General features: G+C 45.5%; 12 protein-coding genes. 4 read left to right on the forward strand and 8 right to left on the reverse strand.

Annotated features, from left to right (window positions below; all coding sequences use genetic code 11):
* Nucleotides 1–8 precede the first annotated feature (8 nt).
* Both AC58P7_RS09895 and AC58P7_RS09900 read left to right on the forward strand, forming a co-directional pair.
* Nucleotides 9–944 (forward strand): ABC transporter ATP-binding protein, encoded by a 936-nt coding sequence (locus AC58P7_RS09895; RefSeq protein WP_497342273.1) that lies wholly within the window; start codon nt 9–11, stop codon nt 942–944.
* 19 nt (nt 945–963) lie between these two features.
* Nucleotides 964–1872 carry an ABC transporter permease gene (locus AC58P7_RS09900; RefSeq protein WP_497342275.1) on the forward strand — a complete coding sequence of 303 codons (909 nt, stop codon included), beginning with the start codon at nt 964–966 and terminating at the stop codon, nt 1870–1872.
* 47 nt (nt 1873–1919) lie between these two features.
* Here AC58P7_RS09900 and AC58P7_RS09905 read toward each other — a convergent pair whose 3' ends face one another.
* The 3 genes from AC58P7_RS09905 to AC58P7_RS09915 all read right to left on the reverse strand — a co-directional run bounded on the left by AC58P7_RS09905 (nt 1920) and on the right by AC58P7_RS09915 (nt 4232).
* Nucleotides 1920–2654 carry an HAD family hydrolase gene (locus tag AC58P7_RS09905; protein ID WP_497342277.1) on the reverse strand — a complete coding sequence of 245 codons (735 nt, stop codon included), beginning with the start codon at nt 2652–2654 and terminating at the stop codon, nt 1920–1922.
* Between the two features lie 83 nt (nt 2655–2737).
* Nucleotides 2738–3190 carry a bactofilin family protein gene (locus AC58P7_RS09910; RefSeq protein WP_497342279.1) on the reverse strand — a complete coding sequence of 151 codons (453 nt, stop codon included), beginning with the start codon at nt 3188–3190 and terminating at the stop codon, nt 2738–2740.
* A 1-nt stretch (nt 3191) separates the two neighbouring features.
* Entirely contained in the window at nt 3192–4232 is a 1041-nt protein-coding gene (locus AC58P7_RS09915; protein WP_497342281.1) for a M23 family metallopeptidase, read from the reverse strand.
* A 195-nt stretch (nt 4233–4427) separates the two neighbouring features.
* Here AC58P7_RS09915 and AC58P7_RS09920 point away from each other — a divergent pair, with 195 nt between their 5' ends.
* On the forward strand, nt 4428–5519 hold the full coding sequence (locus tag AC58P7_RS09920) for a ParM/StbA family protein (RefSeq protein WP_497342282.1): 1092 nt from the start codon (nt 4428–4430) through the stop codon (nt 5517–5519).
* Between the two features lie 86 nt (nt 5520–5605).
* On the opposite strand, the gene AC58P7_RS09925 is transcribed toward AC58P7_RS09920, so the two are convergent.
* Genes AC58P7_RS09925 through AC58P7_RS09940 form a run of 4 tightly spaced genes read right to left on the reverse strand, consistent with a single transcriptional unit; the run spans nt 5606 to nt 9897 of the window.
* A complete protein-coding gene (locus AC58P7_RS09925; protein ID WP_497342563.1) occupies nt 5606–7054 on the reverse strand; it encodes a GerAB/ArcD/ProY family transporter in 1449 nt (482 codons plus the stop codon).
* Nucleotides 7002–7232: a hypothetical protein gene (locus AC58P7_RS09930; protein WP_497342284.1), complete on the reverse strand. Its 231-nt coding sequence runs from the start codon at nt 7230–7232 to the stop codon at nt 7002–7004. The genes AC58P7_RS09925 and AC58P7_RS09930 overlap by 53 nt, the downstream gene beginning before the upstream one ends.
* Nucleotides 7233–7235: 3 nt before the next feature.
* Complete coding sequence (locus tag AC58P7_RS09935) at nt 7236–8414, reverse strand: Ger(x)C family spore germination protein (protein WP_497342286.1); 1179 nt, start codon at nt 8412–8414, stop codon at nt 7236–7238.
* Nucleotides 8401–9897 carry a spore germination protein gene (locus tag AC58P7_RS09940; protein WP_497342565.1) on the reverse strand — a complete coding sequence of 499 codons (1497 nt, stop codon included), beginning with the start codon at nt 9895–9897 and terminating at the stop codon, nt 8401–8403. The genes AC58P7_RS09935 and AC58P7_RS09940 overlap by 14 nt, the downstream gene beginning before the upstream one ends.
* A gap of 378 nt (nt 9898–10275) precedes the next feature.
* On the opposite strand from AC58P7_RS09940, the gene cls reads away from it, so the two are divergent.
* Complete coding sequence (gene cls, locus AC58P7_RS09945; protein ID WP_497342288.1) at nt 10276–11703, forward strand: cardiolipin synthase; 1428 nt, start codon at nt 10276–10278, stop codon at nt 11701–11703.
* A 28-nt stretch (nt 11704–11731) separates the two neighbouring features.
* Here cls and ligD read toward each other — a convergent pair whose 3' ends face one another.
* Entirely contained in the window at nt 11732–12622 is an 891-nt protein-coding gene (ligD, locus tag AC58P7_RS09950) for a non-homologous end-joining DNA ligase (RefSeq protein ID WP_497342290.1), read from the reverse strand.
* Nucleotides 12623–12756: the final 134 nt, after the last annotated feature.

Here is a 12756-nt window from a genome sequence, read left to right on the forward strand (position 1 = left end):
GATGTCGAATGTCAGCATCACAAGAGGCTCATACGCCCATTGTACAGGTAGATCAAATTTCGAAACGCATTGGTTCCAAGACCATTATTGATAAGTTAAGCTTCGATGTGCCGCGCGGCGAGGTTTTCGGATTTCTCGGGCCGAATGGAGCGGGCAAAACGACAACCATCCGCATGATGGTTGGACTTATGTCGATCTCCGAGGGAGATATCCGCATTGGCGGGTATTCCATTCGGTCCCATTTTGAGCAAGCGATTCGTCATATTGGGGCGATTGTCGAAAACCCGGAAATGTATAAATTTCTGAGTGGTTATAACAATTTGGTTCATTATGCCAGGATGATACCAGGCATTGGAGAGGATAGGATTCAAGAGGTTATTGATCTTGTTGGGATGACGAATCGTATACATGACAAGGTGAAAACGTACTCCCTGGGGATGCGGCAACGATTAGGTATCGCGCAAGCACTTTTACATCGACCCTCGGTCCTTATTCTGGACGAGCCCACCAATGGGTTGGATCCAGCGGGTATACGGGAGCTTCGAGATCACCTACGGAAGCTTACCCGAGAAGAGGGGATTTCCGTTATCGTTTCTTCTCACTTGTTAGCAGAGATGGAGCTAATGTGTGACCGAGTTGCCATTATTCAGAATGGAAAGTTAGTTGATGTTAGGCTCATTAAGGAATTTGTACATGAGGATGGCAAGCAGCGAGTCGTCTTCGAGGTGGAGGAGATTGATCAAGCAGTACAGGTAGCTTCCGCACAAGGTATAGCCGTTGAAGTGATCGAAGATCTCCTAGTCATGAATCTCGACAAACAAGAAACAGCTTTGTGGAATCAACGATTCGTCGAGGCAGGGATTGCTGTATATAGCATACGCAAAACGACCAAGTCGCTTGAAGATCAATTTTTAGAAATGACAGGAAGTGATCCTATTGCTTAATCTCATCAAGAATGAGCATATGAAAATTTATCGCAGGCTTCGAACATGGATTCTAGCCCTCTTGTTAATTGTCATTGTAGTGCTCACTGGCGTGTTATCTCATTCGGATTATCACAAAGACGATAGCTGGAAAATAAGGGCCACAGAAACCATCGAGCATAATAAGACAGAGCTTGCTAATCCTGATATTCCGGACAATTTTAAGAAGCAAATGCGGGAAGAAAGTGCCCTGCAGCAATACATGCTAGATCATAATTATCCCCCTATTGATAACACGTTATGGGGAGGCATGCTCACTGCGTCGGGATTGATCATTCTGGTTACCTTGTTTACTGTCATTATTGCAGGGGATATGGTAGCAGGGGAGTTTACTTGGGGAACGATCAAGCTGCTGCTTATTCGTCCTGCTAGTCGGTCCAAGATTTTATTGTCGAAGTATGTGACAACACTGCTTTTCGCGGCAACGCTACTAGTCATCTTGTTCATCACGGCCTTGATTGTAAATGGCTTCTTGTACGGCTTCGAACGGCTGAGTCTTCCACATCTAACTGTGAATGCAGCGGGGCAGGTTCAGGAGAAGAACATGCTGTTCTATGTGTTTGCGACCTATGGACTCAAATTAATCGAGCTTGTGATGATTGTCACGTTAGCTTTTATGATTTCGACCGTATTCCGCAGCGCTTCCCTCGCGATTGGCCTCAGCATTTTCATCATGTTCGCAGGACAAGTGATAACGTTATTGTTGATGCGGTATACGTGGGGCAAATATTTCTTATTCGCCAATACGGATCTTACTCCGTACCTGGAGGATAGGCCATTAGCGGAGGGAATGACGATGGGATTCTCCATCACCGTGCTCGTTTTCTATTTCTTATTATTCAATGTCCTTTCCTGGGGAATATTCCGCAGACGCGATGTAGCGGCGTAACAACAAAGAACGATCCTTCCGGTACCAATACCGAGGGATCGTTCTTTTCATTTTTGAATATATGTGTGTATGGTATCTGGTACTTCCAGAAGCGAAGGCAACTGATAGAACGCACCCTTAGGCGTGACATCAATCGTTCCATTGTTAAATATCCAGTCATCCTCAACTGGAATGTGAATAGCGTGGATACCTGCGTGCAGTGCAGGTAGAACGTCAGTGGTGATCGAGTTTCCGATCATCCAGGTATGCTGGCGGTCAAATTGTTGTTCTTTCATCAGCGTATCCATAAACTCACGCGTCTTGTGCACGGTGACGAAGATCCGATCCTGGAAAAATTCGTCGAGGCCGACATCCTTAATTTTCTTCATTTGGATGGAGACATCTCCACCTGTGTATAGAAACAATTGGTGACCAGCTTGCCCAAGCTTCTGAAGGGTCTCGTTCATCAGCGGATAAGGTTCAACGGTGTAACTATAGACGGTGTGACCGAGCTGCATAAGCCAGTCCTGTTCTTTGCTACTAACAGGACGGTTGTAGTGATGTGCGAACCATTGATAGGTTTCGACGAATGATTGGGGAAAACGTTCCGGCATAAAGCCATGAATCTGAATGCCAGCTAAGTCGATATCGAGTTGCTTTTTCTTAATATCTTGTTTGCTAAGGCCATGTCCAGCATACCAAGTCAGCATGAGATCGACGAACTGATCAATCACGAAATCAAAATATTTATTGCAATGCACCAACGTGTCATCAAGATCAAATAAGATGGATTGTTCTCTCATAGTTTCCATATCTCCTGCATCAGTTAGAAATGAATTTCCAACTAGTATACCATGCGGATAGCTTCAATCCTAGCTGAATGGAGCTACATGGCGACCGTGTTGCCTTTATACATGCTTTCAGATGCAGCGACAGGCTTATTCCCGGTTTCAGGTTCAGTGTTCGGAACGGGCACAGGAGCGGTTGCTTTAATATCCATTTTGCTGCTGCCTTGGAACACACCGCCCTCCTCAATAATGAAAGAGGCTGCGCTAATATTGCCGTGCAGGGAGCCTGTGGAGGTAATGGTTAGCTTGCCTTTGGTCGTAATATTGCCCTGTACGCTTCCAGCCAAAACGACATCTCGCGCTGCGATATTGGATTTCACGACACCGTGCTCACCGATAATCACATCACCAGCACAATCGATATCTCCTGTAATTCCGCCTTCGATGCGGATACTAGCCTCGGATTTGATGCGGCCTTCAAAGCTGGTTCCCTCACCTATCAGCGTATCGGTTGTATTTGGATTCATGAAGTTTTTGGATTTTTTGAACATGTTAGTTGTCATCCTTTCGAATCGATTTAAGATAAGGTTTGGGGTCGACACTTTCTCCGTTTTTGAGTACCTCATAATGGAGATGTGCCCCCGTGCTGCGGCCAGTGGATCCGACTAAGCCAATCGTGCTGCCTTTTTCGACGGAATCACCTTTGTTTACAAGAATCCTATTTAAATGCATATACCAGGTGCGTAAGCCCTTGGAATGCTCAATCACGATATTATTGCCGTGGTAAATGTCACTCCCTGTGGAGACGACTTTACCAGCCGCGGTTGCAAATACCGGATCATTCTCATGAGCACCGAAATCTATGCCAGAATGATAGCTCGGTATTTTCGTAAATGGATCTGAACGGTATCCAAAAGGTGAAGTAACAACCTTCGTGGTCGTTGGCCACAGCGTTGGAGTAATGCGAAGCTGCTGCTGTTTGTCGGCTACCTTCTGCTTCGTTTCGGCTAAATTGGATTGGAGTTGCTGAACTTCACCGTTAAGGGCTGAGAACGAAGCAAGTGTATCTTGACCAAGCTTGAGAATGATTTCTTGGGAAACGGGATTCGGGCTTCCGCCCACACCCGTTGAAGCTCCAGACTCATCGGCTATTGGCTGCTGCGCATCTTTCTTCGCATTACCTTCGGTTGTTGCGTTAGCAACAGCAGTGTTACTTGGATCTGGATCGATCCCGGCTATAGACTTGAGATCACTCTCGAGCTTCTTTACTTCTTCGACTTTTGTTTTCATTTGTTCTGCTTGCTGGGACAATTGAATCACTTCATTTTGCAATTGTTCGATGGCTTCATCCTTCGAGGTTAGGGCCGCGCTCCATTGCTCGTTGGCACCACTCAGCTTGGATTGTAAATCGCTTGCTTGTTTCAGGGTATGTGTATGTAAAATATAAATCGTTATGGAAATCAGCATTAGCAAGGAAAAACATGCTGCAGCGATATAGGCAAATAAATGGGGAATACGAAACCTGACAACGGATTGATTCGCGTCTGGAATGATAACCAGTGTCAGTTTTTTTGGTTTCCACTTGAACTTCATAAGGGCTTGATTATCTCCTGTCGTGGTTGAATTTGGTAAAGGTCTGTACATCATTCGTCATATTGCGATAAAAACCTGCATTACTACCTACTAGTCCTAGGAAAATGAGTCTAAAGTAGGAAGGAATCCTGTCGTATATGATCGAATGTACTAACTCAATTACAGAAAAGCTGTAGATTTGGAGTGGAGGCACACATGATAAAGCTTGCAGGTATTGACATAGGGAACGATAGTATTAAGCTGGTGCTAGATGGGTCTAGAGAACCGCTAGTGATTCCGAATATCATTGCTCCTGGCTACGAAAGACACATTTTGCAAGAAGAAGATTCACCTTGGAAAGCACTGGATGTTGTTATCTACAGTCCGAGTCTTTCACAAAGGAATCAGCGTTATTTCGTAGGGCAGCTAGCTCTAGAGCATGAAGATAACCTGGAGCTAGAGGACACAGATAATAAAGCGCTATCTGATCAATCCCTCATTGTTGCACTGACTGCACTTGCTTATCAGGGGCTCACGAACCAAGCGGCTAACCCTGGCTACGGCAATGTGGACGAGGTTGAATATACGCTGGGAACGGGATTGCCTGTGCGTTCATTTGCGAAATACAGCCAAACCTTTGAACATCGACTTCTTGGCGAACACGAAGTGACGTTCCTTTCCACACCACAGTTCCATAATCGTAAAATTAAAGTCTCGATCCGCAAAGTCGCTGTCTCCATTGAAGGTGCTGCAGCTATGTTCCACATGGCAACACACGACAGCCTGCAGGTCAAAGACGAAGAAATATACAACGGCTGCATAGGCGTTTGCGAAATCGGCGCACTGACGACAGATTTCCCGGTCATCAAACGCATGGCGATAGATAATCATTTCAGCCATGGGGAGCAAATCGGGATCGCCACTTACTTGGATGCGATCATTCGCGACGTGGAAGATGCGTATGGCCACTTGTTCCCAAGCCGCGCGAAGCTCGCGCAACGGGTGAAGAATCGTCAATTTACGATTCAGCTGCCAGGGGAAGGCCAAGTGGATATTCGGCCGGTCGTGGATCAGCATTTCCGTCGGGCAGCCGTTCGCATGGTCGAAATGATCAAAAAGCGTTGGCGCAAATGCCCGGATATTCAATGCTTCTACGTCATTGGAGGCGGAGCAACAGCGCTAAAGCCATACATACAAGACGCTGCTGGAGCCATGAAATTGCGCTTCACTGCGGATAGCGAATACTTAAATGTGCATGGCTACTTGAAAGTAGCAAAAAGCCGTTTAAATCAATCAGTTCCTGTTTAATTTTTGCGAGGCACCCGCTTAGGCGGGTGCTTTTTCATTTGTGAATAAGCATTCCTCCAAATTAAAATTCACGATAGCAGTTCACATTAGTTACTGCTTTCGGCTTGTTTCAGCTTGGTAAGTTCCATGTAGGTAGTCAAGATCGATAGAAGCAGACAACTGCCGAAGCCTACCGCGCAAATCGAACCCATGATGGGTGCTGTCTTGCCAAAGATGAGGCCTATTAGGATCCATGCAAAGCAAGAGACCAATAAGAAATTTCCTCCCCACAACCATTGGGAATAGCTCAAACGTTGACTGAGTTTACCAGCGTTCTGTTCAGGCTCTTTCTGAGATTGCGTACCTTCTGTGGAAGGCGGTGATATGCTTTTGCCTTGTGATTTGCGCTTCTTCCTCAGTCCTATCATAAAGAGTAGAAACATGATGATCGGCTGGTAAGCAAGTACAATAACCGGTGAACTGAAGTTGGAGAAGGACAGCAGCTCGGTGGTGCTTTTAAAGGAAAAGCAAGTACTCATGGTTATTAACAGCGCGATGGGCTTGTTGATCATCGGGTAATTACGATCCTGAAAAAGGGAGGAAATCCCGACCAGAAGCGCCAAATAAATAGCAATGATTTTACACGTAATCGTGGGATACCAAATCATGAGCATGATGAGATCAATGCGATCTAGAAAGTCTGTGACATGTATCATTTGGACCAAATTATAGGTAGGATAAGAGAAATTTGCGGGCATTTTAGGACCAAGAACGGCAATAATTAAGAAAAGAATAAGGGTCAGCAGGACAAAACCAAGCAGAGAGCCATGGCGAATCGCGGATCGAACATGATTAGGATTGGACAGCAAATGTAGAAAGGCCCCCAGAATGAATACATCGCCAGCGCTTCCGAGTGTCAGAACGGAACTTGCCGTCCAGTTTTGGAGTGGCATCGTTAGGATGGGCGTCGCAAGCCGTAAAAAAAATTCGTTAGATAAGAGCAGTGGCATAATCGCAATGGTGACAACAAAAAGCGGGTAGAACAGGTCATTGACACGAGCAATGACCTCTATACTCGTTTTGCCAAAATACATGAGTAGGAGGCAGGTTAGCAAAATTAAAACTTCCAAAGGTGTTTGATGGAGTAACAGGCTTGAGCTAAATCTCGATAACGAAGAAATGTCACGAACAACAATTTGCCAGAAATGAAACAAGATCAGCAAATTGGCACAAGTGCCAGCCCATTGTCCAAGTATTTCTTTGGAAATTTCAAAAATATGCTTCTGCGGGTAGAGCATTGACATGTAGCCGAAAAAGCCAGCAATCAGGAAGACGTAGAACATCGAGAGTAGATAACTGAACCAAGCATCCATATGATTGATATGAATCAAAACATTTTGTAAGGTGAGAATACCTCCGCTTGTAACAATGGATGAAGCTAGCCAGGAAAGCTGACGATGGTTAATGACTTGCTTTTTATCGATGGGAAATACCTCCTTTCTGTTATATTCCGAGAACTTGAATAAGCCAAGGGGAAACCTTTTGTATGAAAAAATAAGTTGGCATCGGTAAAGTCATGTGGAAATAGGTACTGAGAAGACAAACAAGAATTAAACCAATCGCCACACCATAAATCATCTTGATCCCTGTATTCGTTTTCTTCAGCATTTTGCGATCGATAAAGAAAGAGCCTGCCAATATGATGAGAAATCCGATGATAAAAATCCCATTCATGTTTTACTTCCCTTCCTTTGTTACGTTACGGTTAATCACACCTGTATCAGGAATGGAGGCATTCACGCGAATGTTGAACTCGGCTTCTTTGAAATAATGCTCCCAATCTTTCTCGAACTGTGCTTTCCATCTCTTAGGATGGGTTCGCCAAACCATTAAACCAAGTTGAGCCGAATCTGTGCCTTCCTTTTTCATTTGTTTGATCGCAGTAATCATAGATGCTTTGATTTGCTCAGCGAATTTGTCCTCGACTTTATGCAGGATGGCAGATTGGTACAGATCATAATTGGACAGATCCTCGCGCACAGAGCCATAGGCTTCCACGGTAATTTCAAAAATAACTTTGTCATCCTGCAGCTTGGGGGTGATGGCCGTCTTGCCGTCCATGACAAGAATGGAGATATTTTTACCTTCCTCCACGGCGAACGTGAGCTGCTGCGATTTCACTTGATTACGTAGCCACATGAGTCCGTTTGCTTCTTTCTTCTTATAAATGCCAACCATGCGATCCCCTTTAAATTGGGCATAACCAATTAACTGGACTTCATGAGAGGGTTCTTTAGCTCCTTTCGACTCGCGGGGCTCCAAATAACTTATGATCGGATCGCTATTAAAGCTCAGTGACATACCCACGTCTTTCATCGATGTGGGCATCGCTTGTCGTGACTTAGCTAGCTCACGAAACACCTCTGCCGGAAACCGTTCGAATTTCGGTTCTGTATTTAGTAGGTCATAGCCTTTGCCTTTGGTGGTAATAAGGAAGGTCGTCATCCGATTTTCGGACGAACGCGGAAGGACATCGAATAAGGAATCGATGCCAGCTGCAGCGAGCTTCTCGCCGATAATGATTGTTCTTCGGTGGGAGAGGAAGATTCGCCTTGCCATGCGTAATTGTAGCTTGCCGAAGGCATCTCGAAAGGTAGCTCCAACCTCGGAATCAATGTAATAGCTTTTGCCTCCTGCTGTGCCGCCGCCGCCGCCGCTGGCTCCACCCATGGATCCGGGCAGAGGAAACATATAGGCAACGCGGTAGCTGCCATCATCATCTAAATCAACCGATGACGTAACGACGAAGGCGATATCATTCGTCTCGGTACGATCCCAGCACCCCGTAAGGAGCGTCGTAGAAAGCAGTAAGGCTGCCACTAACCCGAGCCTAAGGGGCTGCTTAGGATGACCCATTCGATTGTTCCTCCTTGCTGGCTTTGTGTACGTGATCGATGTTACTGCCGTCTAAGCCTCCATGTTTTTTGATTTGCTCCGAAATTGCACCATCTTGATTGGTATTATCTTGCATAGCCATGAATTCAGGACGCTTCAGCATTTGCCACAACGGCGCACGGACAAGTACATCCTTCATATCTTTAGCTGATAAAGGGCCAACTGGTGATAAGTAGGGAACTCCGAAAGATCGGAGATTCGCCATGTGCCCGATAAGAATCATTAAAGAGAAGAAAATACCGTAGAAACCAAAAACGGATGCGGCTATTAATATAGGAAAACGCAGCATTCGAATGGCAATTGCGCCGTTAAATCGCGGGATGGTGAAGGACGCAATCCCTGTAATAGAGACAACAATAACCATCGGAGCCGAAACGATCCCTGCTTGAACCGCTGCTTGCCCAACGACGAGCGCACCTAAGATTGAAACCGCGGAACCGACCGCCTTGGGGAGCCGGATGCCGGCTTCTCGCAAGGCTTCAAAAGTAATTTCCATGATGAAGGCTTCAACAACAGCAGGAAATGGGATTGCCTCCCGGGAAGCAGCAACGCTAAGCATTAAGGTTGTAGGTAGTAGTTCTTGATGATACGTCGTTATGGCAACGTAAAGAGCCGGCGTCGTTAACGATAGAAACATGAAAATATAACGAAGTATTCGTAAGAGACTGCTAATTTGGAATCGCTCATAATAATCCTCGCTCGTTTGCATGATCTGAACGAACACGAACGGGACGATAAGTGCAAATGGGGTACCATCAGTTAAGATCGCGACCCTACCTTGAAGTAAAGCGGATGCAACCACGTCAGGACGTTCGGTATATTGCATTTGTGGAAAAGGCGAATAAGCATCGTCTTGGATGAGCTCTTCGATCATGCCTGATTCCAAAATAGCATCAATTTTGATTTGCTCCAGTCGTTTGACGACTTCTTCAATCAAAGAAGGCATCGCTAGATCATCCATATAGCAGATGACAAGATTGGTATTACTTGCTTTGCCGACACTCATGGATTTCATTTTGAGTCGAGGGGTCTTTAGCTTACGACGGATCATAGAGGTGTTCGTACGGATGCTCTCTACGAAACCCTCCTTCGGTCCACGCACGACAGTTTCTGTCTCTGGCTCACCAATGGAACGTTTCTCTGTACCACGAATACCGAGCAAAATGGCTTTCGCGTTACCCTCAACAAGCAGCGCAGCATCACCGCCTAAGACGGAAGTCAGCAAATCTCCGTAATTATCGGAAATTTGTGTCTGTGACACCGGCAGAATGACATTCGCGATGCGCTCAATAGAGGTTTCTCCACCTCCGATGAGCATCAGCGATTTCATCGTATCATTCAGCAGCTGCGTATTCGTTAGACCGTCCACGAATAGAAGTAGTGCTGGAATATGCGGATCGATCTCGAATTCACGGACTACAACATCGGAGCATTCCTGAAACATGTCCTTGATGAACTTATGATTCTCATCAAGCAGCAGGGAGAGCTTGGTCTTCTTAAGATCCTCGATAAAGGAGTAATCAAGAGCTAGATCTAAATCGGAGGGAGGATCCACTTCGCTTGATTGTGCAGCAATACGCTTGTGCAGGATGCTTCTCATCAAATATTTGGGTGTTTTGGCCAAGCGAAAGGCACCTCCTGCCGCGATCAAGCTGAAGAAATAAGAATGTGTAGATTATGTTCTGCGAAATTGCAGGATTTTATTACGAAAGTTGGAAAATTTTATTTGTGCAGGTACCTTTGGTAAGAAAAGGTATAGTCGCGAAGACCTTAGCAAAAGCTATCTCAGCATGCAGATGCAGGGATAGGAGCTGTTGTTTTTTTGGGATGGATTATTCTACTACTGATACTATTCATATTTCAGGCAGCTACAATTCTAATTATCGAATACAAAAGGCCGGCAAAGTCGGTAGCATGGCTGAGCATTTTATTTATTTTTCCAATCATTGGATTCATTATGTATTATTTCATTGCTAGGGAATATTCAAGGCGGAAGAAGGTTCATGGACATAGCATAGAAGGTGTCGAGAGGTTACAGATCTCGAAGACTCCATACCAATCAAGTTCGAGGTCAAAAGGAGTTGAGGACAGCTTCTTGTCGGGAAACACGCGTTTTCGTGATTGGCTGCTTCATGTGCCAGATGCTCCGATTACTGTGCACAATCGGGTTGAGGTATTGACCAATGCTGATGCCACGTATGAGGCAATGCTTACGGAAATAGGGAAAGCCAGAAACCATATACACTTCGAATTCTATACGATTCGCGATGATGCGATTGGCAGAAGATTTCAAGAGGCCTTAATTCTCAAAGCCAAGGAAGGCGTGGAGGTCAGAGTCATTTATGATGGCGTAGGCAGCCACTCGCTTTCAAGGGCTTATATTAATACTTTGAAGCAAGCGGGCATTGCTGTGAAGCCCTTCTTAAAGCCGCTGATCGCTTTTTTTGAGAAACGCTTAAATTATCGCAATCATCGCAAAATTGTCATCGTGGACGGTTTCGTTGGTTTTGTGGGTGGCATTAATATTGGCAATGAATATGTAGGTGGGGATCCCAAGCTAGGCTTCTGGCGAGACACCCACATGATGCTGCATGGGGACGCGGTATACGATCTGCAGAGCTCTTTTCTATCGGATTGGTATTTCGTTAGCGGAGAAAGTTTGGATGGGAGGAGCTATTATCCAGCCCATGGGGAGAAGAATTCTTCGTTCGTTCAAGTCATTTCGAGTGGTCCTGACGCCAGATGGGATGCTATTCAGGAAATGTATTTTGCCGGATTGATCGCAGCTAAGAACCGCATTTGGATCACAACGCCCTATTTTATTCCCGATCCGAGCATCATCATGGCGCTCAAATCAGCAGCCATCAGTGGCGTTGATGTGCGTGTCATTTTACCGTATAAGGCCGATTCTCGTATTGTTCAATACGCATCGCGGTCTTATCTGCATGAGTTAATGCAGGTGGGAGTACGTTTCTACTTGTATCGGAAAGGTTTCATTCACGCCAAAATCATCCTCGTGGATGAAATCATGGCCACGGTAGGAACCGCAAATGTAGATATGCGCAGCTTTTTCAGTAACTTTGAGCTCAATGCCGTAATGTTTGATCGAGAGGTGATCAAGCGGCTAGACGCTGATTTCCTTATGGATCTAGAGGAATGCACGGAAGTACAGCTTCATGAGTTTGCGATGAGGTCTAAAATGGAAAAGAGAAAAGAAAGAATCGCTCGATTGTTATCTCCATTATTCTGAGAACTTAAAAGAGTAGTTCTATACGGAACTACTCTTTTAAGTTTGACAGGATAGCATCTAGATTTTGAGGCGAAACTCGGTCGATCAAGTCGCCATATGTTCGAAGTCGATTCATAATGTTCAGTTGATTGAATTCACGAGGACTTGGATTCATCTCGACCTCTTTCCATAGTAAGGGCGTCGAGACGGTTGCGTCTTTCGTGGCTCGTGGGGTATAGGGGGCTGAAAGTGTTTTTCCATACCAATGCTGCAGATAGTCGATGTAAATTTTATCACCGCGATTTTTCTTGAACCGCTCAATGGTGAACAGCCTCGGATGCATCTTAACCGCATACGCAGCGATAAAATGACCGACTTTTCTGAGCTCCTCGAACGTATAGCCGGGCTGAATGGGGATGTAAATCTGTACGCCTGTCGCACCAGAGGTTTTGGGAACTGATTGAATACGCAGCGAATCCAGCACCTCACCGATGATATGAGCAGCCTCCATGATGCGAGGTTCTTCCTCCAGGCTCGGATCGATATCGATGAGCCATTCAGCAGGTAGCGTCTCTCCGACATGGTGGAAGGAAGGATGAAATTCCAAGCAAGTAAGATTTCCAAGCCATATGAGTGTAGATAATGAATCCAGATTCACGTAGTTAATGCCATCGAGTGGAGCCAGATTAACAAAGCTAGGCACGGGATCGGGGGCATTTTTTTGATAAAAGGACTTATCATGATAGCCGTGTGGATATCGAATGGTGGTAAGGTGGCGATTACGGCAGTAGCGCAGGAGGTAGGGAGAGAGCTCACTTAATTTAGTGAGATAGTCGGCTTTCGTGATACCTAAATCGGGCCATAATGGCTTATTCGGATTGGTGATGGTCAACTCGTTACCTTCAACGAGCAGTGTGCCTTTCTCTGCTTTGAACGCCATTGGAACCTCCTTCTGAGCTGTTGTCGTATCTCCAATTATTTCCTAGGAGAGGCTTTCTCAAACTGGGTAAAAAAGCTTTCTCTACACGCAAACCGTTGGGACCTAGCCTTCGTTTCCTTTATTAGAAACTTGAA

The sequence above is a fragment of the Paenibacillus sp. J22FR5 genome, assembly GCF_059691975.1.